Source organism: Sphingomonas glaciei, from assembly GCF_023380025.1.
GTDB lineage: Bacteria > Pseudomonadota > Alphaproteobacteria > Sphingomonadales > Sphingomonadaceae > Sphingomicrobium > Sphingomicrobium glaciei.
The window spans coordinates 828,613-852,321 of sequence record NZ_CP097253.1 but is presented as its reverse complement, the minus strand read 5'-3'; the positions used below and the strand labels follow the sequence as shown (position 1 = coordinate 852,321).

The window sequence follows — 23,709 nt, the reverse complement described above, 5'->3', positions numbered from 1 at the left end:
CCGGGCGCTGGCCGACGTTGCGGGCGGGGACCGCTCGGCGCTCAAGCTGGTGGTCGATTGCACCGGTCCGAAGCTGTTCGGCATCTGCCACCGTATCTTGGGCGACGAGGCCGAGGCGGAGGATGCGGTGCAGGACGTTTATGTCAGCGTGTGGCATCGGGCCTCCAGCTTCAACCCGGAACGGGCGAGCCCGATCACCTGGCTGGCGACCATTGCCCGCAACCGCGCGATCGACCGGCTGCGTTCGAGCCGCCGGTCGCGGCAGGGAGCATCGCTCGACCTGGCATTCGAGATCGTCGACGAGCGGCCCGACCCCGAACAGGGCGCGCTGTCGGCCGATGCGGCGCGGCGGCTGTCGCTGTGCATGGACGAGCTGGAAGGGCGCCAGCAGGCAGCGATCCGCGCCGCCTTCTTCGACGGTCTGAGCTACCCTGATCTCGCGGAGCGTGGAAAGGTGCCGCTGGGAACGATGAAGAGCTGGATCCGCCGCGGATTGCAGCAGTTGAAGAATTGCCTGGACGGATGAGCGAGAAGGAAATCCAGGCTGGCGAACTGGTCCTGCGGCTGCTGGACGGTGAGGAATTGCTCGCCGCACGCCGCCTGCTGGTCGAGGATCCCGAGTTCGCGGCGGCGGTGGCGCAGTGGGAAGACCGCCTGGCGCCCTGGTACGACGAGTTTCCCGAGCGCGCGCTCCCGGCCGACCTGTGGTCGCGGATCGAGGCGAGGCTGGCACGCGGCGGCGATCCGCTGGTGTTCTCGCTCAAGCGGCAGGTCCGCGCCTGGCGCGCCGCGGCTGCAGTAGGCGGAGGAGCGGCGATTGCCGCCGCGCTGGCGCTGCTGCTGGTGCCGGCCACGGTCACCCCGCCACCGGCCGCTCCGCCCGTCGCCACCGCCGAGCGCGGGCCGTTGCTGGTCGCTTCGGTCGATGCCGGCACCAGCGCGGTGGTCGGGCTGACCTATCTGTCGGACAGCGGCGAACTGCTGGTCGTTCCGGCCCGGCTGGCGGTCCCGGATCGCCGCGCCCGGCAGTTGTGGCTGATCCCGGCGGGTCAGGCGCCGATCTCGCTCGGCCTGGTCGAAGGCGAAGCGCCGCAGCGGCGGGTGCTGGCCGCCGCGGTCCGCCGCCAGATCGCGCTGGGCGCCACCGTCGCCATCTCCGACGAACCGACCGGCGGATCGCCGACCGGCCTGCCGACCGGCGAGGTGCTTGGCACCGGAACGCTGCAGCAGGGCTGACCCTCGCTGCATCCGGGGCGCCCGCCGCGCCGTAACTCCTCATGAGCCTGCAACGGGCAGACTGGGAGTTTATCGATGAACAAGACACCGCTGATCCTGATCCTGAGCGCTTTGCCGCTGGCGGGCTGCATGACCATGGCCGAGGACAGTGCCGATAGCGGCATGGCGATGAGCGCGCCGGCCGGCACCGTCACCGTCGGCGGCGCGCCGATGTATGCCAATCGCACCATCGTCGCCAATGCGATGAATTCGGCCGACCACACGACGCTGGTCGCCGCGGTCAAGGCCGCGGGCCTGGTCGACACCCTGAACGGCGCCGGTCCGTTCACTGTCTTCGCCCCGACCAACGCCGCCTTCGCCGCCTTGCCTGCGGGCACGGTCGACACGCTGCTCAAGCCCGAGAACAAGGCGCAGTTGCAGGGCGTGCTGACCTATCATGTGGTCGCCGGACGCCTGACCGCCGCCGACCTGATGCAGCAGATTCGTGCCGGCAACGGCAGCGCGATGCTGACTACCGTCCAGGGCGGAATGCTGACTGCGCGCATGTCGGGCAGCAACATCGTCGTCACCGATGCCGCGGGCGGAAACGCCACCGTGACCCAGGCCGACGTGATACAGTCGAACGGGGTGATCCACGTCACCGACAAGGTTTTCCTTCCCGGCTGAGCCGGCGAAGAGGCCGGTCCGTTTTCACCTCCTGAGGCGGGCCGGCCTTACTTTCTCAACGTGCCTGGACATTCGTTACCAGCGAATAGGAAGGGCCGGCCTTGCCCAGCCGGCTTTCGTAAAGGCCGAAGCGGTCGACAGGCCATTCGGCCGACACCAGCCCGGCATGACGCGTCAGCCAAGGCTCGATCGGCGGCTGCGGGCCGCTCCAGCGGGCCAAGGTGATATGCGGGTGGAAGGCGCGGGTTTCGGGCGCGACACCTGCCGCCTGCACCGCGCGCTCGATCTTGGCGGCGAGCGCTGCGACGGGGTCGCGCGGGGCGACGCCGGCCCACAAAGCGCCATGGCGGCGATGGGCGAAGCAGCCGGTGCCGCTCAGTCTGAGCGCAAAGGCGTCGAAGGCGACGGCGGCGAGCGATGCGGCGACGTCCTCGGCCTGCGCTCCGTCCACCTCACCGATGAACCGCAGGGTCAGGTGAAGCTGGTCGGCATGGACCCAGCGCAGGCTGTCGGGGCCATCCTCCACGTCGAGCAGGAGGTCGGCGATAGCCTCGGGTAGGGGAAGGGCGACGAACAGGCGGTGCATGGGCGGTTCAACGCCGCTCGATGCGCTCCAGCCGCTCTTCCAGCCGGGCCAGGGTGAGGAGGATGCGCTCCTGCTCTTCGTGAGTAAATTCGTGCCGATCCTCATTCAGCCGCTCGATCAGGCGGACGATGATCATCGGGGCGATGATGAAGATCGAGGCGTGCATCAGGAATACCGACAGGATCATGCCGCCGGTGGTCGTGGCGCTGATGTCGCCATAGCCGGTCGAGGTGGCGGTGGTCGCGGCCCAGTAGAGGCTTTCGAAAAAGGGGCGGCTTTCGAACCAGCCGAACAGCGCGGCGCAGACGGCGAGCAGCGCGAGGTACATCAGCGCCAGTTCGCGCAGCGTGTCGGTGGCGGCACGAAGCCTGGAGGTAGCCATGAGTCAGCCTTCGATGATGTGGGGAACGAAGCGGGCGTCGTCGGCGGTGATCCGCCCGCCCTCGCGGATGCCGAGCCCGGCCGCCTCGCCGCCGACCGTCCACACGCCGAGCACCGGATAGGCGCCGTCGAAGGAGGGCAGGGGATAGAGCGCCTGATAGACCTGGCCGAACTCGCGATAGGGTCCTTCCGAACGAGCCGTTTCGTGGCCGCCTTCGACGATAAAAATGTTGGCGCCTTCACGGGCGAGGATCGGTTTCACGACATGGCTGGGGCCGACGCTGGCCGCGTCCCATCCGGCGGCGAGGAGATTGGGGTGCTTCGGCTCCAACTCATGGAGCAGGGGGAGGATCGCCTTGTTGGACCACAGCATCTTCCAGATCGGCTCCAGCCACAGGCAGCTATCCATCCGCCGGACGATTTCGCGGCCATAATCCTCGGCTACGATCCATTCCCACGGATAGAGCTTGAACAGCGCGGTGATGAGGTAATCTTCCTCGTCGACGATCCGGCCTTCGCCATCGATGCCGATGCGGTCGATCAGCACCCCGCGCGTCTCAAGCCCGGCCTGGCTGGCAAGATCGCGCATGTAGGTGGTGGTGACCGTGTCCTCGTGCAGGCCGTCGGCATGGTGGGTGACCCACAGCCGCTGCCCGGGCAGGTCGCGGGCGAGGTAGCGCCAGCGGTCGATCAGCTTCTCGTGGAGCGAGGTGAACTGGTCGTGGCCGGGGAAGACTTCTTCTTTCCACTGCCACTGCACCACTCCGCATTCGAGCATCGAGGTCGGCGTGTCGCAATTATACTCGAACAGCTTGGGCTCGCCGGTCCCGTCCCAGCCGAAATCGAAGCGGCCGTAATCGAGCGCCGGGCGGTCGCGCTTCCATTCGGCCAGCACGGCGTCGATCGCCCAGTCGGGAATGCCGAAGCGGGCGAGCTTTTCGGGGCGCTTGGCGAGGTGGTCGCCGGCCTTCAGGAACAGTTCGTGGCAGCGCTCGGCGGCGGCTTCCAGTGTCTCGATCTGCCTCAGCGTGAAGACGTAGGCGGCGCTCTCGTCCCAATAGGGCTTGCCGTCCTGGGTGTGCCAGACGAGGCCCTGTTCCTCGACCTTGGCCTGCCACCCTTCGCGCGGGCGGAGCCGACGGCGTTCCATGGTCAGCCGCCGCGGCCGAAGCTGCGGCCGCTGCTGCCGAGGCCGCCGCGGGAGATGGCCGACGAGCGGGACATGTTGGCGGCCGCGGGGGCACGGACAAAGGACCCGCCCACCGGGCTTCTGCTGACGTAGGAGGCGTAGCGCTTGTCGCGGATATTGTCGTAATAATAAGGGATTGGCGCGCCGCGGCCGAGGTAGAAGAAGCTTCCGCCTCCGCCGCGCCGCTCACAATATTCGTCAGCGATGCGCTGGCCCCAGTCGTCGGCGCAGACGCGGGTATTGCCGGTCGCGCGAAGTTCGTCACCGTCCGAGCAGCCGGCCAGGCCGGCCAGCGCCGCCGCCAGGGTGACGGTAAGGGTCAGTTTCTTTTCCATCGCTCAGGGTACCATGCAGGCGGCCTGGAGCACGCCGATCGCCGTTCCCATGCCGCCGACGAAGATCCCGCTGGAGGTGCAGCCCTCGTCGATCTTCGCCGAGATGCCGCGGAACAGCAGGCGAGCGATGATTAAGAACACAAGCAACTGAACGATCGCCGCGACCGCGCCCCATAGCAGCATGTCGGGGATGCTGACGCTGTTGCCGATCACCACCGCAACCGGAAGCGCGAAACCGAGAAAGGTGCCGGTCAGCTGAAGCGCCGCAGCGCTGTTGCCGGCACGGATGAGCTCCAGTTCCCGGTGCGGTGTCAATTGTATGTAAAGCGTAAGGAACGCCGCGGCGAGCAGCAACGCCGCTCCAAAATAGGCCAGGAAATGCGGCAGCGCCGCCGTGAAATAACCGAACAATTTGTTTCCCCCCGTCACTTGCGTCGAAGAGTAGCAAAGGGGCGGTTTTGCGCAAGCGCCAGAGGGTTGATGTCACCTCGGGTCGCAGCGGACAGTTCCGCTTCGGGAAATTCCTTGAAACCTTTATCCCCCTCTACGATATAGTGTGACGTGGACGGACCCCTCGGTCCGCCGACGATGGAGCTTGAGAATGCAGAACTGGTCTGACCCTCGCACGACGACCGCCTTTGATCCGGCGGTGTCGGTCGGCGTTCCGCGCGCCGCTCGCGATGCGGGCCTGCGGTCCTACATGTTGAGCGTTTACAATTACATGGCCTCGGGCGTGCTGCTGACCGGCATCGTCGCCCTGCTTTTCGCGTCGAGCGGCCTTGCCCAGCAGGTCCTGTCGACCCCGCTGCGCTGGGTGATCATGCTTGCCCCGCTCGGCTTCGTGATGGCGATGAGCTTCGGCCTCAATCGCATGTCCACCGCTACCCTGCAGATGCTCTACTGGGCGTTCACGGTGGTCATGGGCCTGTCGATGAGTTCGATCTTCCTGGTCTACACTGGGACCAGCATCGCGCAGACCTTCTTCGCCGTCTCGGCGGCGTTCGCGGGCCTGAGCCTGTGGGGCTACACCACCAAGAAGGACCTGTCCGGCATGGGCACGTTCCTCATCATGGGCGTGATTGGCCTGCTGGTGGCCATGGTCATCAACATCTTCCTGCAGTCGAGCGCCCTGGCGTTCGGGATCAGCGCCATCGGCGTCCTGATCTTCGCCGGCCTGACCGCCTACGACACGCAGAAGATCAAGAGCATGTATGCCTATGTCGCGGGTACAGACATGATGGGCAAGGTCGTGATCATGGGGGCGCTGAACCTCTATCTCGACTTCATCAACATGTTCACCTTCCTGCTGAGCTTCATGGGCAACCGCGACTAAGCGGGCATCCAGACGGCAACGCGAAAGGGGCTCGGCGGACAACCGCCGGGCCCTTTTTCTTGCGCTGGATCAAGCAAGGCGTATGTTGCCGACTCGTGGAAGCGCCGCGGGGAGCGGCTCGGCAGCAAGGGGTTTGCACATGCCGTATCGTCACGCTTACTGGTATGTTCTGGGACTCATTCCTTTAATCGCGCTGGCCTTTTGGCCGAGCTACTGGTCGGTGCTGCCGTCCACGACCTGGCAATTCCACGCTCACGGGATCACCGCCTTCGCCTGGCTGATGCTGCTGGCGGCGCAGAGCTGGACCATTCAGCACGGGGATCGCGACACGCACCGCCTGGCGGGCATGGGCAGCCTGGTGCTGTTTCCGCTGTTCCTGGCGGGCGGCGCGGCGCTGTTCTTCGGTATGGCCGCGAAGATGGTCGCCGGAAGCGAATTCCATGTCCTCTACGCCGCGCGCCTCGCCTGGCTCGACATCCCGAGCGTGGCGATGATGATCGTCTTCTATCATCAGGCGCTGCGCCACCGCCGCAAGGTCAAGCTGCATTCGGCCTACATGCTGGCAACGGTGATCGCTCTGCTGCCGCCGATCCTTGGGCGACTAAGCGGCATCCCGCTGGGCGTGCGGGGACCGGGGACGTTCCACCTGCTCTATCCGGGTTTCATCGCCGGCCAGTTGATCGCGGCGGCGGCGGCGCTGCTGATCGCGCGCGGGCGTGGTGCCGACGGGCGGCCGTGGCTGTGGGCGGCGTTCCTTAGCACGCTCGGCGCGCTGGCGTTCGCGACGATCGGCGGGATGCCGCTGTGGCGCGATTTCTACGCCGCCATGGCCGACGTCCCGCCGGTGCCGATCATGATCGCCGCCGCCGCCTTCGGTGGCTTGGTCGCCTGGTCGGGCTGGAACGCCGGCAAGCGCCAAGCCTCACGCGGCGCGCTGCCCGCCTAGTCGAGGTTCTTCTTGAAGAAGCGCAGGGTCCGCTGCCAGCTCAATTCGGCGGCGGCCTTGTCGTAGCGCTCGGCCGACGTGTCGTTGTGGAAGGCGTGGTTGACGCCGTCGTAGAGCTGGAAGGTGACCGGCTTGCCCGCCGCGCGCAGCGCTTCGACCCAGGGAAAGCCAGTCTGATTGACGCGGGTGTCGAGCCCGGCGAGCTGGATCAGCAGCGGGGCCTGGACCCGCGCGGCCTGGCTGGGATCAGGCGCCGTGCCGTAATAGACCACCCCGGCGTCGAGGTCGGCGCCGGCATCGACCGCCAGGCGGTTCACATAGGCGCCGCCCCAGCAGAAGCCGACTGCGCCGACCTTGCCGCCGCGGCTCGACCCGGCGAGCTCGCGGGCCATTGCGACCCCGGCCGCGCTAGCCGCGGCGAGATCGAGCTTGCCGATCATGTCGCGGGCCTGGTCCTCGTTGGCGGGGGTGCCGCCGAGCGGGGTCAGGAAGTCGGGCGCGACCGCACGGTAGCCGGCGAGAGCGGCACGACGGGCGACGTCCTTGATGTGGGCGTTGAGGCCGCGATTTTCGTGGATGACGATCACGGAAGGCTTGAGGCTGCGGCTGCGTGGTTCGGCGACATAGGCCTTGGTGCCGGCGATCGTCTGGTCGCGGATGGTCAGGCGCTTGTCGCCCTCGGGGACGATGGCGGCGGCGGCGGGGGAGGCGGCGATGCTTCCGATCAGCGCTTCGGCGGCGGCGGCGCTTCCGGCCAGCACCACCATCCGCGACATGAATTCACGCCGCTCCATACCCTCGTGGGTGAAGCGGTCGTACAGTTCGATGGCGCGGGCCTTGAGGTCGTCGGTCATTCTACGCAGTCCTCAGATCGTTAGTCCTGAGCGCAGCGTAGCGTAGTCGAAGGACGGATGGGACCACTCCCTTCGACTACGGTCATGGCGGACCTCAGCTCAGGACGAACGATGACGGTTCAGGCGCTGGCTTTCATCGCTTCCGCCGCGTCCGCGTCCTTCTGCTTGGCGCGGCGGTAGGCGTCGCGGTCGGTGCAGCGGGCGACGTAGCTGGCGAACGGCTCTTTCCGCTCGAGCCCGCCGAACATCATCATGAAGCCGAGTTCGGAAGCGACGTAGAGGTCGGCGGCGCTGAATTGACCGGTGATATAGTCGCGGCCCTCGAGCATTCTGGTCAGCGCTGCGAAGGTGTTGGCGTGATTGCCGAAGCCGAACAGCGCCTGCTTGTCGGGCGGGACCTCGAAATTTACTGCCTTGAGGCTGAACGCCTGTTCCAGCGGCCCCGCGGCGAAGAACAGGAAGCGGTAATAGTCGGCGCGGTCGGTGGTGGGCGGAGCAAGGCCGGCCTCGGGAAAGGCGTCGGCGAGGTAGGCGCAGATCGCCGCGACCTCGGTCACCACCTTGTCGCCATGCTTGATCGCCGGAACCTTGCCCATCGGATTGACCGACAGATAGGGCTCCGCCTTCATGGTTCCGCCATAGGTCAGAATCTCGGTCTCGTACGGCGCCCCGACCTCTTCGAGCATCCAGCGGACCATCTGCCCGCGCGACTGGGGGTTAGTGTAGAAGGTGAGGTCGCCCATCGAGATTCTCCCTGCCTGTGAACAAAGGAAGAACTAGCGCGACACGCTGGCCGCCTCAACCCAGCCGACCCTTCTTCATGGGACCAGGCACCTTATCTGTCGGGAAACGAACAGGGAGTTTTGTATGACCGACATCGCGAAGGCAGGTAGCTATCGGCTGGGCGAGCGGGAGGTGAAGCGGATGGGCTATGGCGCCATGCAGCTGGCCGGCCGGGGCGTGTTCGGTCCGCCGCGTGACCGAGGGGAAGCGATCGCCGTCCTGCGCGAAGCGGTGGCGAGCGGGGTCAACCACATCGATACCAGCGATTATTACGGCCCGTTCGTGACCAACGAGATCATTCGCGAGGCCCTTCATCCCTATCCCGACGATCTGGTGATCGTCACCAAGGTCGGGGCGCGGCGGGGCGAGGACGGGTCCTGGCTGCACTGGAACCGGCCGGAGGACCTCGAGCAGGGCGTCCGCGACAATCTGCAGCGCTTGGGCGTCGAGGCGATGGAGGTGGTCAACCTGCGGATCATGGGCGACGGCCACGGCCCTTCCGAGGGCTCGATCGCCGGCCAGGTCGAAGCGATGGCGCGGCTGCAGCAGGGCGGGCTGGTACGGCACATCGGGATCAGCAACGTGACCGCCGCGCAGGTTGCCGAGGCCCGCGGAATCGTCGAAATCGCCTGCGTCCAGAACATGTATAATCTGGTTCACCGCGAAGACGACGCGATGGTCGACGAGCTGGCGGCGGCGGGGATTGCCTACGTGCCGTTCTTCCCGCTGGGCGGCTTCACTCCGCTGCAGTCGGGCGAGCTGTCGGCGATTGCCGAGGATCTGGGGGCGACGCCGATGCAGGTGGCGCTGGCCTGGCTGCTCGGGCACTCGCCCAACATCCTGCTGATCCCCGGCACCTCTTCGCGGGCGCACCTGCGCGAGAACCTGGCCGCGGCCGAGCTGCAGCTGTCGGAAGCGGTGCTAAGCCGGCTCGACGCGATCGCCCGATCGGCCGAGCCGGCCGAAGCCTAGCCCCGCTCGCCGGCCGCGGTGGTCGCCGCGGGGGCCGTGCCGCCGCGTTCGGCCGCCGAGGTGTCGCGCGCACCGCGGAACTCGCTATCCTCGCTCCAGTTCGGCCAAGCCGCCGAATTGGCGAGGTCGCGGCCGACCTTGTGCAGGATCTCGGCATCCTGGACGAGGCCGCTGAAGTCCCAGCTCGGGTCGAACTCGTCGGCCGGCTGGTGGTAGCGCTTGGCGACATACTCGTCGGCCAGCGCCTTGGCCCGCGCTTTGCCGCCATTGACCAGATCGCGCCCGCCGTTCCAGCTGATCGCCGGGACGCCGCGTTTGGCGAAGGGGAAGTGATCGGAACGGAAGAAGGAGCCTGCTTCCGGGCGCTCGTCGGGGGAGTAGGTGCGGCCCCGGCGGGCGGCTTCGGCGGTCAGCATGTCGAGCAGGCCGAGCTTGGCCGAACCCGAGATGGAGAAGTCGCGGGCCGGGCCGTAGAGCGCGCCGCCATCGGTGTTGAGCACGCCGGCGGTCTTGCCGAGCGCGTAAAGCGGGTTCGACACATAATATTCGGTTCCGAGCAGGCCCTTCTCCTCGGCGGTCACGAACAGGAACACCAGGCTGCGCTGGGTGCGCGGTTCCTTGGCGAACCAGCGCGCCTGCTCCAGCACATGGGCGGTGCCGGTCGCATTGTCGGCGGCGCCATTGTAGATGCGGTCGCCCTCGGCATCGGGCAGGCCGACTCCGAGATGGTCCCAGTGCGCGGAATAGATCACGGTCTCATCCGGGCGGGTGGTGCCCGGCAGCAGTCCGACGACATTGTAGCTGGTGATGGTCTGGGCGGCGGCATTGCCGGTGGCGCTGAGGCGGACGGGAAGCTCGACCGGCTTGAAGTCGCGGCGGCGCGCGGCAGCCTTGGCCTGCGCCAGGGTGGTGCCCGAGGCGGCGAAGATCTTCTCGGCGGTCGCCTTGCTGATCCAGCTTTCCATCGCCGGGTGCGAGCCCCCCGGGCTCTGACGAACGACGTCGAACATGGTATTGGTGTTCGAGTTTTTGACCGTTGCCCAGCCGTACGAGGCAGGGGCGTCCTCGTGGACGATCAGCACGCCGGCGGCGCCAAGCTTGGCGGCCTGTTCATACTTGTAGGTCCAGCGACCGTAATAGGTCATCGCCTTGCCGCCAAAGTCGGGGCCGCCATCGGCGAGCGGACCGTCGAAGTCGGGGTCGTTGATGAAGACGACGAGGATCTTGCCCCGCACGTCCATGCCCTTGAAGTCGTCCCACTGACGCTCGGGCGCCTGTACGCCATAGCCGGCGAACACGAGGGGCGCGTTGTCGAGGCGAAGCTGGCTGGCGCCGTTGAGCGGCGCGCGGACCGCGATGTCGGTACCCTGTGCCAAGCGGCCGGCAGCGGCACCGCCCTGCAGAGTGACGATCGGATCGGCGCTCCAGTTCGACTGCAGCAGGGGCACGCGCTGGGTGTATTGGCGCTGGCCGTTCACCACGTCGCCGCCCGGCTGCACGCCCGCCGCCTTCAGTTGCTGGGTGAGGTAGGCGACGGTCCTGGCCTCGCCCGGCGTGGCGGGACCGCGCCCTTCATAGGCGTCGGAGCTAAGCGTCTTGATGTCCTGCGACAGGCGCGGGACCGAAAAGGACTGCGCGGCAAGCGGGCTGGCGGCAAGCGTGGTGGCGGCGAGAAGCAGGGCGAAACGGGTCAAGTGCAACCTCCGGGGACGGCAAGAACGCCGACCTCATGCGCCTGCCCGGTCGCCCTGAAAAGCCCTTACTTGCGGGTTCGGTAGCGGTCGAACCAGGCGGTGATCGCCGATGCACGCGCCGCGGCCTGGCTGGGCCGCCCGTCGAGGCTGTGCGACGCGCCCGGGACCTTGACCAGCATGGCTGGCACGCCCTGCACCCGAAGCGCCGAATACCATTGCTCGGCCTCGGCATTGGGGGTGCGCAGGTCGTCGCCGCCGACCACCACCAGGGTCGGGGTCTTGACCTTGCCGGCCAGGCTGAGCGGCGAGCGCTGCCAGTATTTCTCGGGCTGCTCCCACGGCTCGGCGCCCAGCCAGTAGCGGCCGAAGAAGCCGACACCATCGGCGACCAGCGCCTGGCTGGTCCAGTTGATCACCGGCTTCTGCACCGCGGCCGCCTTGAAGCGGTTGGTGTGGCCGGTCATCCAGGCGGTGAGCAGCCCGCCGCCCGACCCGCCGGTGATGAATAGGTTGTCGGGATCGGCGAAGCCAGCGGCGACGGCGGCGTCGACCGAGGCCATGAGGTCGGTCTCGTTGGGGGTCGGGTAGCTCTTCTCGATCCCGTCGGCGAAGGCCTCGCCATAGCCGGTCGAGCCGCGCACGTTAGGGAACAGCACCGCATAGCCGGCCGAGGCGAACAGCTGATAATCGGTCGAGAAATAGGGGCCGTAGCTGGTGTAGGGGCCGCCGTGGATCTCGAGGATGGTCGGGACTTTCTGCCCTTTCTGATAGCCCGCCGGGAGCAGGATCCAGCCCGGGACCGGGGTCCCGTCGGCGGCCCTGGCGTCGAGCGTGCGGACTTCGCCCAAGCGCTTGCCCGACAGCCACAGGTCGTTGAGCGCGGTCAGCCTGCGGGCGCTGTTGCCGCGAGCTACCGAGATGTCGGTGGGGCGGCTCGCCGATCCGCTGGTAAAGGCGACCGTGCCGTCGCGCGCCACGCTAAATTCGCCGCCGGTGTAGGGCCGGCCGACGGCAGGGGAGGCGAGATCGAGCGCCATCGGCGTGACCGCACCCGCCGTGCTCACCCGTGCCAGGCGGTAATGGCCTTTCTCCTCATACCCGACGAGAAGCTGGTTGCCCGACCATTCGACCTGATTGATCGAACGGTCGAGTCCGGCGGCAACGCGCCGCATGCCCGAGCCGTCGGCGTTCATCAGGTAAATCTTGGTCTGGTTGTAGGCCTGGCCGTCGTCGTCCGCGCCGAGATAGGCGATGGTCCGTCCATCGGGGGAGGCGACGGGCGACCCGTCCGGGCCCTTGCGTCGGGTGAGTTCGCGGACCGCGCCCGTGGCGACGTCGACCGCCAGGATCTCGCTTTCCTGCGGCTGGCTTTCCCAATCGGGCGCGCGATTGCCGCTGAGAAGAACGCTGTCACCGGCCCAGGCGAGCGGCCCGTTCAGGGGAAATCCGCCCGCAGTGAGCCGCCGCGGCGCCCCGCCGTCGGCATCGACCACGAACAGCTGGTCGAAGCCCGGCTTCACATTGCCCGAGCCGTCGTTGCGATATTGCAGGCGGTCGATCACCTGCAGCGGCTCGGCCCAGCTGGCGCCTTCGGGCTTGGGCGGGGCCTTGCCGATGCTCGGCCCTTCGCCGGGCACCCGCATCAGATAGGCGATGCGGCGGCCGTCGGGGGACCAGGCGATGTCGGATGGTCCATCGGGCAGCCCGGTGATCCGTGCGGCTTCACCGCCGTCCATCCACTTGACGAACAGCTGCGCGCCGGGACCTTCGGAGGTCGAGACATAGGCCAGCCGGCGGCCGTCGGGCGACCAGCGCGGGCTGCGGTGCGCGCCGTTGCCCGCCACCAGAGGTTCCTGGCGGCCGGTCGCGGTGTCGATCAGCCAGATGCTGGGCCGGTAGCGATCGCTCATCACGTCGGCGCTCATCCGGACGTAGGCGGTGCGCTTGCCGTCGGGGCTCACCTGCGGGTCGGAGGCATAGCTGATGCTGAACATGTCGCCGCCGGTGAAGACGGGGGACGGAGCGGGCGTCACCGCCGCGATCTGCGCCGGGGCGGGGGCAGGAGTCTGCCCGCTGACCGGAACCGCCACCGCGCCCCCCAGCAATGCCGCAACCAGCATCCCACGCGTCTTGATCGTCATTTTCGTCCCCCAATCGGTTTGCGGCGGCAATCAAACACCTTTCATGCAATCGCGCCAGCACCTCGATTGACTTGACGACCGATCCTTGCGTATTACATGAGCAACACACCTGAAGGGGAGGTTTCCATGCTCAAGATTGCCGCGCTCGCTCCGTTGCTCCTGCTGGCCGCCTGCGACGCGGAAGTGAGGGAGCCCGCGCAAGGCGACGAAACGGTGCAGATGAGGGCCGATGCCGACGGCCGCGTCGCCTTCAACCTGCCGTTCGCCAAGGGCGAGATCAAGCTGCCCACCGGCGTGATGAGCAATGCCAATTTCGACATCGACGGGGTCAAGATGATGCCCGGCGCAACGCTTACCGGGTTCAACCTCGACGCCGGCAAGGACCAGCCCGGGAAGGTCAATTTCACCTTCACCGCCCCGGCCACGCCGGAGCAAGTCGCGACCTATTTCGTCGATCAGTTCAAGGCGCAGGGGGTCGAGGCGGCGATGGCTGCCGGCGCGCTGCAGGGCAAGACCAAGGACGGCGCCACCTTCCTAATGCGCTTCGCGCCGCAGGGCTCGGGCACCAGCGGGACGATCGAGCTCGACGCCAAGAGCTGACGGGGCCGGCGGGCGCGCGGTCGTCTAGAACGGAAAGAAGATCCGGATTGCGACGATCGCTGCGACCCAGGTGACGAGGTTGAGGGGCAGGCCAACCCGCACGAAGTCCATGTAGCGGTACCGTCCCATCTGATAGACGAGGGCGTTGGTCTGGTAGCCGAACGGCGTCGCAAAGGCGGCGCTGCCGGCCATCATCACCGCGACAAGGAAGGGCCTCGGGCTGACCTGCAATGCCTCGCCCATGCTGACGGCGATCGGTGTGAACAGCACCGCCACGGTGGCATTCGACAGCAATTCGGTCGCGAACAGGACCACCCCGTAGATCAGGATAAGGGCGAGAAGGGGCGTCAGCAGTTCGAGGTTGCCGACCAGCAACTCGGTCATCACCTCGGCAACCCCGGACACCCGTAGCGCAATACCCAGTACCAGCATGCCGGCGATCAGCATCAGCACGTCGGGTCGCAGACCGCTATAGGCTTCGTCGGCCGTGATGATGCGCAGCAGAATTAGGAGCACCGCGCCCGCGAAGGCGCAGGCCGCGATGGGTGCGGCGCCAATCGCGGCAAGGGCGATCACCGCTACGAATACGGTCAGGGACACCAGTGCCCGCAAGGGTCGCAGTGGCCGCTCCGTGGCAAAGGCGGCTGCGTCGCCGATCTGCCCTCCGGCTTGCACGGTACCGCCGGTCGGGGCTTCGACAAGCACGTCGTCACGCTCCGAACTGTCGATCAGCCGGCCGCTGAAGAACAGGAGGTAGAGGCCACCCGCAAGGGCGACCGTCACTCCAACGGGCGTGATCTCGAAGATGCCGAACCGTGCCTGCCCCGCCGCGCCCGCCATGTCGCTGACCAGAAGGTTGGTGGAGGTCCCGATCAGGGTGCAGCCTCCGCCAAGGATGGCGGCATAGGACAGGGGGATAAGGAAGCGTTTGGCAGAATAGCCGAGCGACGCGGCGGTGTCGCGGATCACTGGCGCGGCGAGCACCACGATGGGCGTGTTGTTGAGAAAGGCCGATGCAGCGCCGCAGACGGCAATGACGATCCACAATCCGGTCCGGCCAATTCGGCGGCAGAAAGCGATCAGGAACCGGATGCCCGCGTCGAGCAAGCCCGCCATCTCCATCGCGTAGGCAATGACGAACAAGGAGGCGAGGGTGATGATGGCCGGGCTGGCAAAGGCACTCTGCACCTGGATCGGCCGGACAACGCCTGTCAGCAGCAACACCGCGGCGCCGGCGAGCGCGACCACGTCCGACCGGCCTTTGTCCCAGATTAGGGCGGCGACCACCGCGACGAGCACGGCGAGGGTGATGACCTGGGGATTGGAAAGAAGCGGGACAAGGGTGTTCATGCGGCAGTACGGTGGCCCGCCGCTTGCCGTCCGACCGGGTCGAACACGTTGCTATGATCCCCCTGGCTCACATCCCATGAACGCGGAACAGCGGAGAAAGGTGCGGCGTGCGGTCGCACATGGCACTCGAAAACGAAAGGAGGCCAGGAGCACGGCTCCTGACCTCCTTTTTTTGGAATTAGCCGAACTTACTCCGCAGCCGGTGTCTCCGGCTGCTCGCCGGTTTCCGGCTGTGCACCGGCTTCCGGCGTCGGCGTCTGCTCCGCGGTCCGGCCGCGGCGGCCCTTAGCGCCCTTGGGCTTGGTCGACTTGGCCGGTGCCGCGGGGGTGATCTCGAACACCGGATTGTTGTCCTTCAACCGGACCTTCACCTCGCCGCCGTGGACGAGCTTGCCAAAGAGTAGCTCCTCGGCCAGCGGCTGCTTGATCTTCTCCTGCACCAGCCGGCCCATCGGTCGGGCACCGTAGAGCTTGTCATAGCCCTTAGTCGTGAGCCACTCGCGCGCCTCGTCGTCCAGTTCGATATGGACACCGCGGTCGGCCAGCTGAAGCTCGAGCTGGAGGATGAACTTGTCCACGACGCGGGCGACCACCGCCGGGGGCAGGTAGCCGAACGGCACCACCGCATCGAGGCGGTTGCGGAATTCGGGCGTGAACATCTTGCGGATCGCGTCTTCCTGCACGTCCTCGCGGCTCATCGCCCCGAAGCCGATGCTCTCCCGCGCCATGTCCGACGCACCGGCATTGGTGGTCATGATCAGGATGGTGTTGCGGAAGTCGACGGTCTTGCCGTGGTGGTCGGTCAGCTTACCGTTGTCCATCACCTGCAGCAGGATGTTGAACAGATCCGGATGCGCCTTCTCGATCTCATCGAGCAGGAGCACGCTGTGCGGCTGCTGATCGACCGCATCGGTCAGGAGGCCGCCCTGATCATAACCGACATAGCCCGGAGGCGCACCGATCAGCCGGCTGACCGAGTGGCGCTCCATATACTCCGACATGTCGAAGCGCTGCAGCGGGATGCCGAGGATCGAGGCAAGCTGGCGCGCCACCTCGGTCTTGCCGACGCCGGTCGGGCCCGAAAACAGGTAGTTGCCGATCGGCTTGTCGGGATCGCGCAGGCCCGCCCGGCTGAGCTTGATGGCCGAAGCCAGTCGCTCGACCGCTAGATCCTGCCCGAAGACGACGCGCTTCAAGTCTGCTTCCAGATGCTGGAGCGTCTTCTTGTCGTCGGTCGACACGCTCTTCGGAGGGATCCGGGCCATGGTCGCGACGACCTGCTCGACCTCCTTGGGCGTGATCACCTTCTTGCGCTTGCCCACCGGCACCAGCATCTGCATCGCGCCGACCTCGTCGATCACGTCGATCGCCTTGTCCGGCAGCTTGCGGTCATGGATGTAGCGCGCCGACAGCTCCACCGCCGACTTGATGGCGTCGGGCGTGTAGCGGACCTTGTGATGCTCCTCGAAAGAAGAGCGCAGGCCGGCGATGATCTTGATCGTGTCCTCGACCGTCGGTTCGTTGACGTCGATCTTCTGGAAGCGCCGGAGCAGCGCCCGGTCCTTCTCGAAGTGGTTGCGGAACTCCTTGTAGGTGGTCGAGCCGATGCAGCGGATCGAGCCACCCGACAAGGCGGGCTTCAGCAGGTTGGACGCGTCCATCGCCCCGCCGCTGGTCGCGCCAGCACCGATCACGGTGTGGATCTCGTCGATGAACAGGATCGCGTCGGGCAGCTTCTCGAGCTCGGAGACGACCGACTTCAGCCGTTCCTCGAAATCGCCGCGGTAGCGGGTGCCGGCCAGCAGCGCGCCCATGTCCAGCGAGTAGATGACCGCGGGCTTCAGCACCTCGGGCACATCGCCCTCGATGATCTTGCGCGCGAGGCCTTCGGCGATTGCGGTCTTGCCGACGCCCGGATCGCCCACGTAGAGCGGGTTGTTCTTGGAGCGGCGGCAGAGGATCTGCACCGTCCGGTCGACCTCGGCCATGCGGCCGATCAGGGGATCGACCTTGCCGTTCTTGGCCTTTTCATTGAGGTCGACGGTGAACTGCTTGAGCGCGCTTTCCTTCTTGTCGGCGCCGGGCTTGTCGGACTTGGTCTCGGGCGTTTCGGTGCCGGTGGCGGGTGTCGCGCCCTCGGCATTCTCGCCCTTGCCGACGCCGTGGCTGATGTAGGTCACCGCATCCAGCCGGCTCATGTCCTGCTGCTGAAGGAAGTAGACCGCATAGCTTTCGCGTTCGGAGAAGAGCGCAACCAACACGTTGGCGCCGGTGACTTCATCGCGGCCGGACGACTGGACGTGCAGGATGGCGCGCTGCACCACCCGCTGAAAGCCGCTGGTCGGGGTCGGATCGGTGCCGCTGTCGGCGACCAGCGCGCCAAGCTCGCCATCGAGATACTGCTTGACGGTGGCCTTCAATTCATCGCGATTGACGCCGCAGGCGGTCATCACCTTGGAGGCATGGCCATCGTCGATCAACGCCATGAGCAGATGCTCAAGCGTCGCATATTCGTGACGACGGCGGCTCGCCTCCCCAAGCGCATTGTGGAGGGTTTGTTCAAGGTCGCGGGCGAAACTGGGCATTTGAGTGAGAACTCCTTGGCCGGGGAGCGACAAAGCGCCCGGCGTTCTTAACTTCTTATCTTGTGAGGCGTCGCGGCCGCTGCAAGGGCGGCCAAAAAGCTGAAGTGGCGGCCGCTATCGCTTGAACAGCGCATCGGCCGCAGAACGGTGAAGAGTGACCGTATCCTTGTGCGAGCGGATCCGCGCGATCTCCGCCTCGAGGGCGAGGATGCGGGCGTCCAACTCGTCGAAACTGAGCGGATCGAGATCCTGGCGGGCAAGCAGCGCCAGCGGATCCTCGGGGCGTGACGAGAAGAGATCATCGTCCATGTCCACAAGGTCGGAGCCGTACTCCAACAAGTCAACACGCCGCGTGACTTCTTCGCCAAGAATTCGCTTTGCCGCGGCCGTTCAGCGACTATGGCTTAGCGAAACCCTAACAGAACGTGGGCACTATGGACCTTCCGGACGTGATGACGGCCATCGAGATCAGCCAGCCAGGCGGGCCCGAGGTGCTGGTGCCGGTCACCCGCCCCGTGCCGAGCCCCGGCCCGGGCGAGCTGCTGGTCCGGGTCGCCGCCGCCGGGGTCAACCGCCCGGACGTCCTCCAGCGCCGCGGCTTCTATCCGCCGCCGCCGGGCGCCAGCGACATTCCCGGGCTTGAGATCGCCGGCGAGGTGGTCGCAGCGGGCGATGGCGCGACCCACCACATCGGCACGCAGGTCACGGCGCTGGTCGCTGGCGGCGGCTATGCCGATTATGCAATCGCTCCGGCCGCCACTTCCCTCCCGGTGCCGCACGGGCTGAGCATGGCCGAGGCGGCGGCGCTGCCCGAGACCCTGTTCACCGTTTGGGTCAACCTCTTCGAGCGCGGCTTTGCCAGCGATGGCGACTGGGTGCTGGTCCACGGCGGCACAAGCGGGATCGGGACGATGGCGATTTCGCTCTGCCGACTGCTCGGCGTCAAGGCGATCGTGACCTGCGGAAGTGACGAGAAATGCGCGGCCGCCCGCGAGTTCGGTGCGGCGGCGGCGATCAACTACAAGACGCAGGATTTCGTCGAGGAAGTGAAGCGGCTGACCGGCGGGGCAGGGGCGGACGTCATCCTCGACATGGTCGGCGGCGACTATCTGCCGCGCAACATCGCCTGCCTGGCCGATGACGGCCGGCACGTCTCCATCGCCACGCAGCGCGGGGTGACGGCCGAACTCAACATCCTCGACGTGATGCGTCGCCGGCTGACGCTGACCGGCTCGACGCTGCGGCCCCGCCCGGTCGGGTTCAAGGGCTTGGTCGCCGAGGAACTCCGCCGCGAGATCTGGCCCTTCGTGGAGAGTGGGCAGCTGCGCCCGGTGATGGACCGTACCTTCCCGCTGGAGCAGGCGGCCACCGCACACGCCCGGATGGAGGCGGGGGAGCATGTCGGCAAGATCGTTCTGGTAGCTGGCTGATAATCAGCGCGGGAAGCCGTGTGCTACGCTGAATCTAGTCATACGGCGTGCCGTCTTGCCTTGGCGGTTACCTTAACGAAACTGCATCACGGTGAACCTGCTGGTAACCTTCTTGATTTAGCGCTTGGGGCATGAGCTTCATGTCACCGATCGTCGCTGCGAATCCGGCGAAGCGCGGGCTGCGCACTCGTGAGACCCTGCTGGTCCTTGGCCTCTTCGCCCTAGTCGCGGCGCTGCGCCTGCCGTTGAGCTGGATCGAAGGCCGCTTCCAGGACGAAGAAGCGACCGTCTTCCTGGCTTATGCCTGGCATTTCCCGGCCGAGGCGTTGCTGCGCAGTTTCGGTGGCTATCTCAATATCGCCGCGAACGGCATCACCCTCGCGCTTGCGGGGCTGATCAGGGGCGGAGCGATCTCGCTCGAAAAGGCGCCTTACATCACCATGCTGGCCGGACTCGCCAGCCAGCTGGTGCCTGCCATCCTGGTCCTTAGGAGCCGCTCGCCGTGGCTGGAGGACAGCCGTCACCGCGCGGTGGCGCTGGCGGTCCTGCTGCTGATGCCGACGACCGAGGAAGTGTTCCTCAACGTCATGCACATCCAGTTCCACCTGGCGCTTGCGGTCGGCCTGATCGTGACGCTTCAGGCGGGAAGCGGCAGGCGGCGGGCGTGGTTCGAAGGCGCAGTCCTGTTCCTGGCGCCTTTGTGCGGGCCGGCGGCGATCGTGTTCCTGCCCTTGTTCGCGCTGCGGGCGGTGGTCGACCGCGATTCCCGGCGCTGGCGCCAGTTCGCGATCCTTGCGACGGGCGCTGCGATCCAGTTGTTGTCCTTCTATCATTCGACGCCGCTGCGCGGGGCACCGTTCGATCCGGTCAACCTTGCCGCCGCCATGTTCATCCGTCTGATCGCGCTGCCGTTCGGTGGCCTTAACGGCGCCGACCATGTCGGTTTCGCCGCGGCGGTCGGGCTGGTCCAGGGCGGTCCCGGCCTGTACCTGATTGCCGCGCTGTCGGTCGGCGTGTTCAGCACACTCTTCGTCACGACCCTCAAATCCCGCGACGACGCCTTCTGGCTGTTCGCGGCGGCGATGAGCGTGGCGGCCGTCAGCCTTGGCTTCGGGATCCTGACCGGCGCGCCCTACGCCGCCTTCTTTTCGCTGGCCGGCCCCCGTTACAATTACATCCCGCTGGTGCTGCTCGGCCTGTGCTTCCTGTGCCTCGCGACGCGAGCGAACGAGGTCGAACGTCGTGCGCCGCGCCTGCTGCTCGGGCTGATGCTGTTCGTCGGCGCGGTGCACTTCGTGCAGCCGATCGACATCTATGCCGGCGGTCCGAGCTGGAAGCGCGAAGTGGCGGCGTGGCGGGCGGACCCCAACCATCAACTCGAGGTCTGGCCGTTCTACCACGCTGACCTGTCCGACCGGCACGTTCGCTGCGACGGACCGTTCGCCCAAGGCCAGGTTTCGCCGCGTTACTGCGAGCAGGGCTGGCTGCGCTCGTTCGACAGCTGGAAGGACTCGAAAACCAAGCCTGCGCCCTGATCGGCGATCTTGCCGACGCGGCGCGATCGTTCTATGAAGAGACCATACGCGGCCGCTCCTCATCGGGGCGGCCCTTTTTGTGTCCGGAGACGAGTCATGGCCCAAGCCCCGCAGGCAACCCAGGCAACCCCGCTCATGCCGCATGCGACTGCCGCCTGGCTGGTCGACAACAGCAGCCTGACCTTTGAGCAGATCGCCGAATTCTGCGGCCTCCACATCCTCGAGGTGCAGGCGATCGCCGACGACACCGCGGCGACCAAGCTGACCGGGCGCGATCCGCTCCGTTCGGGCGAGCTGACGCACGAGGAAATCGAGCGCGGCCAGGCTGATCCCAACTACAGCCTCAAGATGTTCAAGGCGCCCGAGCAGGTCACCCGCACCAAGGGCCCGCGCTACACCCCGGTGTCGAAACGCCAGGACAAGCCCGACGGAATCGCCTGGATCATCAAGAACCATCCGGAAGTGTCGGACGGGATGATCGGCAAGTTGATCGGCACCACCCGCACCACGATCGCGGCAATCCGCGACCGCAGCCACTGGAACATCGCCAACATCCAGCCCAAGGATCCGGTCACCCTAGGCCTGACCTCGCAGCGCGAACTGGATGCGGCGGTCGCCAAGGCGCAGAAGGCAGCCGGGATCGAGCATGTCGACGACGGCCGTCTCGACACCGACCGCGCCAGCCTGATCGAACAGCTCCGCGCCGAGCGCGAGCAGCATGTCCGCGACGCCGAAGCCGCCGCCCTCGACGCCCAGCGCGACGAGCGTGGCCTGGCGCCGGGCGAGATCGTACCCGGCATCGCGGATCCATTCCGCAAGTAAGGGATGCTTCGGCTTGCTTCTGGGGAGGGGCAAGCTAATCCCTCCCTCATGGCAAGCACCCCCGAAACCCTGTCGTTCGAAGCCGCCCTGGCGCGGCTCGAGGACATCGTCCGCCTGCTCGAACGCGGCGAGGCGCCGCTCGACCAGTCGATCGACCTCTATCAGGAAGGCGACCGGCTGAAGCGCTTGTGCGAGGAGCGGCTGAAGTCCGCCCAGGCGCGGATCGACGCGATCGCGCTGGGGCCCGACGGTCAGCCCGCCGGCACCCGCCCGTTCGAGGCGCAATGATGCACGTCGTGGCCGAGGAGACCGACCTGCTCGGCGAAGCACGCCGGATTGCTGCCGGAGTCGATCGCCTGTTCGAGGACGCGCTGGCCGACCGCTGCGACGGCCGCGACCGCTTGTGCCAGGCGATGCGCCATGCCGGGATCGGCGGCGGCAAAAGGCTCCGCCCGCTGCTGACGGTGGCTGCCGCGCGGCTGTTCGGGATCGACGAAGATCGCGCGCTTCGGGCCGGATCGGCGATCGAGGCGATCCACGTCTACAGCCTGATCCACGACGACCTTCCCTGCATGGATGACGACGACCTGCGCCGCGGCAAGCCGACCGTGCACAAGGCGTATGACGAGGCGACCGCGGTGCTCGCCGGTGATTGCTTCCACGCGCTGGCCTTCGAACTGCTCGCCGACGAAGCGACGCACGAGGACCCTTTCGTCCGCTCCGAACTGGTGGTCGAGCTGGCCAAGGCCTCGGGTCTCGACGGAATGGGCGGGGGCCAGGCGATGGACCTTGCCGCCGAGGGCGAGTTCCTCGACCTGGCCGCGATCACCCGGTTGCAGCAGCTCAAGACCGGAGCCCTGATCGAATATGCGGTGGAGGCGGCGGTCATCATGGGCCGCGTCGCCGAGGACGGGCGGGCGCCGTACCGTGGCTATGCCCGCAACGTCGGGCTTGCGTTCCAGATCGCCGACGACCTGCTCGACCACGAGGGTGACGAAAGCGCCGCGGGCAAGAAGCTCCACAAGGATGCCGACGCCGGAAAGGCGACCTTCGTGTCGCTGCTCGGACCCGAGCGGGCTCGGCTCCAGGCCGATATGCTGGTGACCCAGGCGATCGAGCATCTCCACGGTCACGGCGAGGAAGCCGAACTCCTCCGCGCCATCGCCCGCTATGCGGTGGAGCGCGACCGGTGAGCCGCACCGCCGTCTATCCGGGGACCTTCGACCCGATCACGCTTGGCCACCTCGACATCATTCAGCGCGGGGCGCGGATGTGCGACAAATTGGTGATCGGGGTCACGACCAATCCGTCCAAGCAGCCGATGTTCACGGTCGAGGAGCGGATCGCGATGGTCGAGCGGGAGGTGGCTGAGTTGCCACACGTCTCGGTCACCCAGTTCGACAGCCTGCTGATGGACTTTGCCGAAAGCCAGGGCGCGGCGATGATCCTGCGCGGCCTGCGCGCCGTCGCCGACTTCGAATACGAATATCAGATGGCCGGCATGAACCAGCAGCTCAATGACCGGATCGAGACGGTCTTCCTGATGGCCGACGTGTCGCTTCAGCCGATTGCGTCAAGGCTGGTGAAAGAAATCGCGCGTTATGGCGGCGATATCAACAAGTTCGTCACGCCTGCCGTGGCCGCCGACGTGGCTGCCCGGATCGGGCACAAGGGGAAGAAATGAAGCTTACTTTCGCGTTGCCGCTGCTCGCTCTGCTGTCCGCGCCGGCACTGGCCCAGGCGCCCGCCGCCACCCCCGCGCCGCTGCCGATCAACGCCCCGGCCGCCGTCGCCGCCGACCTGTCGAACCGCTGGACGATCGAGCTGTCCAGCGGCGGCACAGTGGTAGTCCAACTGCGCCCCGACGCCGCGCCGCAGGCGGTAGAGCGGATCAAGACGCTGACCCGGCAGGGTTTCTACAACGGCCTGCTGTTTCACCGCGTAATCCCCGGCTTCATGGCGCAGGGCGGCGATCCCAAGGGCGATGGCACCGGCGGCAGCCCGCTGCCCGACGTCAAGGCCGAGTTCAATTCGCTGCCGCACCTGCGTGGCACCGTGTCGGCCGCCCGCGCGGCCAGCCCGGACAGCGCCAACAGCCAGTTCTACATCATGTTCGTGCCGCGCATCTCGCTCGACGGGAAGTACACCGTGTTCGGGCGGGTGATTTCCGGCATGAACTTCGTCGACCAAATCGCGCCGGGCGAGCCGCCGGCCGAGCCGACCCGCATCGTCCGCGCCACGCTGGGCGGCTAGTCCGCCGGCTTCCCCGCG

General features: G+C 66.9%; 26 protein-coding genes. 14 read left to right on the top strand and 12 right to left on the bottom strand.

Annotation, left to right across the window (positions count from 1 at the left end; all coding sequences use genetic code 11):
- The first annotated feature begins 49 nt into the window (after positions 1 to 49).
- The 3 genes from M1K48_RS04100 (at position 50) to M1K48_RS04090 (ending at position 1,902) form a co-directional block, all read left to right on the top strand.
- Positions 50 to 526 (top strand): sigma-70 family RNA polymerase sigma factor, encoded by a 477-nt coding sequence (locus tag M1K48_RS04100; protein ID WP_249504597.1) that lies wholly within the window; start codon positions 50 to 52, stop codon positions 524 to 526.
- Positions 523 to 1,236: an anti-sigma factor gene (locus M1K48_RS04095; protein ID WP_249504596.1), complete on the top strand. Its 714-nt coding sequence runs from the start codon at positions 523 to 525 to the stop codon at positions 1,234 to 1,236. Before M1K48_RS04100 ends, M1K48_RS04095 begins: the two co-directional genes overlap by 4 nt.
- A gap of 75 nt (positions 1,237 to 1,311) precedes the next feature.
- The gene (locus M1K48_RS04090; protein WP_406697124.1) at positions 1,312 to 1,902 is read left to right on the top strand and encodes a fasciclin domain-containing protein; all 591 of its coding nucleotides are present in this window, start codon (positions 1,312 to 1,314) and stop codon (positions 1,900 to 1,902) included.
- A gap of 55 nt (positions 1,903 to 1,957) precedes the next feature.
- On the opposite strand, the gene thpR is transcribed toward M1K48_RS04090, so the two are convergent.
- The 5 genes from thpR to M1K48_RS04065 are packed head-to-tail and all read right to left on the bottom strand — an operon-like array spanning position 1,958 to position 4,804.
- The gene (gene thpR / locus M1K48_RS04085; RefSeq protein WP_249504595.1) at positions 1,958 to 2,488 is read right to left on the bottom strand and encodes an RNA 2',3'-cyclic phosphodiesterase; all 531 of its coding nucleotides are present in this window, start codon (positions 2,486 to 2,488) and stop codon (positions 1,958 to 1,960) included.
- Between the two features lie 7 nt (positions 2,489 to 2,495).
- Positions 2,496 to 2,870, bottom strand: a complete 375-nt coding sequence (locus M1K48_RS04080; RefSeq protein ID WP_249504594.1) for a potassium channel family protein — start codon at positions 2,868 to 2,870, stop codon at positions 2,496 to 2,498.
- Between the two features lie 3 nt (positions 2,871 to 2,873).
- Positions 2,874 to 4,019, bottom strand: a complete 1,146-nt coding sequence (locus M1K48_RS04075) for a glutathionylspermidine synthase family protein (RefSeq protein ID WP_249504593.1) — start codon at positions 4,017 to 4,019, stop codon at positions 2,874 to 2,876.
- A 2-nt stretch (positions 4,020 to 4,021) separates the two neighbouring features.
- Positions 4,022 to 4,393, bottom strand: coding sequence for a hypothetical protein (locus M1K48_RS04070; RefSeq protein WP_249504592.1), 372 nt, complete (start codon positions 4,391 to 4,393; stop codon positions 4,022 to 4,024).
- Between the two features lie 3 nt (positions 4,394 to 4,396).
- Positions 4,397 to 4,804 (bottom strand): DUF350 domain-containing protein, encoded by a 408-nt coding sequence (locus M1K48_RS04065; protein WP_249504591.1) that lies wholly within the window; start codon positions 4,802 to 4,804, stop codon positions 4,397 to 4,399.
- 190 nt (positions 4,805 to 4,994) lie between these two features.
- On the opposite strand from M1K48_RS04065, the gene M1K48_RS04060 reads away from it, so the two are divergent.
- Together M1K48_RS04060 and M1K48_RS04055 are read left to right on the top strand one after the other, a co-directional pair.
- On the top strand, positions 4,995 to 5,726 hold the full coding sequence (locus M1K48_RS04060; RefSeq protein WP_249504590.1) for a Bax inhibitor-1/YccA family protein: 732 nt from the start codon (positions 4,995 to 4,997) through the stop codon (positions 5,724 to 5,726).
- 139 nt (positions 5,727 to 5,865) lie between these two features.
- A complete protein-coding gene (locus M1K48_RS04055; protein WP_249504589.1) occupies positions 5,866 to 6,672 on the top strand; it encodes a hypothetical protein in 807 nt (268 codons plus the stop codon).
- Here the strand turns inward: M1K48_RS04055 and M1K48_RS04050 are convergent.
- Both M1K48_RS04050 and M1K48_RS04045 read right to left on the bottom strand, forming a co-directional pair.
- Entirely contained in the window at positions 6,669 to 7,526 is an 858-nt protein-coding gene (locus M1K48_RS04050; RefSeq protein ID WP_249504588.1) for a dienelactone hydrolase family protein, read from the bottom strand. The two genes, M1K48_RS04055 and M1K48_RS04050, sit on opposite strands and share 4 nt — an antisense overlap.
- A 119-nt stretch (positions 7,527 to 7,645) precedes the next feature.
- A complete protein-coding gene (locus tag M1K48_RS04045) occupies positions 7,646 to 8,269 on the bottom strand; it encodes a glutathione S-transferase family protein (protein WP_249504587.1) in 624 nt (207 codons plus the stop codon).
- 124 nt (positions 8,270 to 8,393) lie between these two features.
- Here M1K48_RS04045 and M1K48_RS04040 point away from each other — a divergent pair, with 124 nt between their 5' ends.
- Complete coding sequence (locus M1K48_RS04040; RefSeq protein ID WP_249504586.1) at positions 8,394 to 9,281, top strand: aldo/keto reductase family oxidoreductase; 888 nt, start codon at positions 8,394 to 8,396, stop codon at positions 9,279 to 9,281.
- Here M1K48_RS04040 and M1K48_RS04035 read toward each other — a convergent pair.
- Both M1K48_RS04035 and M1K48_RS04030 read right to left on the bottom strand, forming a co-directional pair.
- Positions 9,278 to 10,975, bottom strand: coding sequence for a M28 family peptidase (locus M1K48_RS04035; protein ID WP_249504585.1), 1,698 nt, complete (start codon positions 10,973 to 10,975; stop codon positions 9,278 to 9,280). The two genes, M1K48_RS04040 and M1K48_RS04035, sit on opposite strands and share 4 nt — an antisense overlap.
- A 65-nt stretch (positions 10,976 to 11,040) precedes the next feature.
- Positions 11,041 to 13,116, bottom strand: a complete 2,076-nt coding sequence (locus tag M1K48_RS04030) for a S9 family peptidase (RefSeq protein WP_249504584.1) — start codon at positions 13,114 to 13,116, stop codon at positions 11,041 to 11,043.
- Between the two features lie 126 nt (positions 13,117 to 13,242).
- On the opposite strand from M1K48_RS04030, the gene M1K48_RS04025 reads away from it, so the two are divergent.
- On the top strand, positions 13,243 to 13,716 hold the full coding sequence (locus tag M1K48_RS04025; RefSeq protein WP_249504583.1) for a hypothetical protein: 474 nt from the start codon (positions 13,243 to 13,245) through the stop codon (positions 13,714 to 13,716).
- Positions 13,717 to 13,740: 24 nt separating this feature from the next.
- Here the strand turns inward: M1K48_RS04025 and M1K48_RS04020 are convergent, their stop codons facing one another.
- From M1K48_RS04020 to M1K48_RS04010, 3 genes are all read right to left on the bottom strand, one after another.
- Positions 13,741 to 15,066 (bottom strand): SLC13 family permease, encoded by a 1,326-nt coding sequence (locus tag M1K48_RS04020; RefSeq protein ID WP_249504582.1) that lies wholly within the window; start codon positions 15,064 to 15,066, stop codon positions 13,741 to 13,743.
- 188 nt (positions 15,067 to 15,254) lie between these two features.
- The gene (gene clpA / locus M1K48_RS04015; RefSeq protein WP_249504581.1) at positions 15,255 to 17,651 is read right to left on the bottom strand and encodes an ATP-dependent Clp protease ATP-binding subunit ClpA; all 2,397 of its coding nucleotides are present in this window, start codon (positions 17,649 to 17,651) and stop codon (positions 15,255 to 15,257) included.
- A 114-nt stretch (positions 17,652 to 17,765) separates the two neighbouring features.
- Entirely contained in the window at positions 17,766 to 17,960 is a 195-nt protein-coding gene (locus M1K48_RS04010; protein WP_406697118.1) for a DUF1192 domain-containing protein, read from the bottom strand.
- A gap of 125 nt (positions 17,961 to 18,085) precedes the next feature.
- On the opposite strand from M1K48_RS04010, the gene M1K48_RS04005 reads away from it, so the two are divergent.
- From M1K48_RS04005 to M1K48_RS03975, 7 genes are all read left to right on the top strand, one after another.
- The gene (locus M1K48_RS04005; RefSeq protein WP_249504579.1) at positions 18,086 to 19,081 is read left to right on the top strand and encodes an NAD(P)H-quinone oxidoreductase; all 996 of its coding nucleotides are present in this window, start codon (positions 18,086 to 18,088) and stop codon (positions 19,079 to 19,081) included.
- A 131-nt stretch (positions 19,082 to 19,212) separates the two neighbouring features.
- Positions 19,213 to 20,616, top strand: coding sequence for a hypothetical protein (locus M1K48_RS04000; protein ID WP_249504578.1), 1,404 nt, complete (start codon positions 19,213 to 19,215; stop codon positions 20,614 to 20,616).
- 135 nt (positions 20,617 to 20,751) lie between these two features.
- Entirely contained in the window at positions 20,752 to 21,438 is a 687-nt protein-coding gene (locus tag M1K48_RS03995; protein ID WP_249504577.1) for a DUF1013 domain-containing protein, read from the top strand.
- A gap of 48 nt (positions 21,439 to 21,486) precedes the next feature.
- Positions 21,487 to 21,726 carry an exodeoxyribonuclease VII small subunit gene (locus M1K48_RS03990; RefSeq protein ID WP_249504576.1) on the top strand — a complete coding sequence of 80 codons (240 nt, stop codon included), beginning with the start codon at positions 21,487 to 21,489 and terminating at the stop codon, positions 21,724 to 21,726.
- Positions 21,723 to 22,631 (top strand): polyprenyl synthetase family protein, encoded by a 909-nt coding sequence (locus M1K48_RS03985; protein ID WP_249504575.1) that lies wholly within the window; start codon positions 21,723 to 21,725, stop codon positions 22,629 to 22,631. Before M1K48_RS03990 ends, M1K48_RS03985 begins: the two co-directional genes overlap by 4 nt.
- Positions 22,628 to 23,122 carry a pantetheine-phosphate adenylyltransferase gene (coaD, locus tag M1K48_RS03980; RefSeq protein ID WP_249504574.1) on the top strand — a complete coding sequence of 165 codons (495 nt, stop codon included), beginning with the start codon at positions 22,628 to 22,630 and terminating at the stop codon, positions 23,120 to 23,122. Before M1K48_RS03985 ends, coaD begins: the two co-directional genes overlap by 4 nt.
- On the top strand, positions 23,119 to 23,691 hold the full coding sequence (locus tag M1K48_RS03975; RefSeq protein WP_249504573.1) for a peptidylprolyl isomerase: 573 nt from the start codon (positions 23,119 to 23,121) through the stop codon (positions 23,689 to 23,691). The genes coaD and M1K48_RS03975 overlap by 4 nt, the downstream gene beginning before the upstream one ends.
- The last annotated feature ends 18 nt before the right edge of the window (positions 23,692 to 23,709 follow it).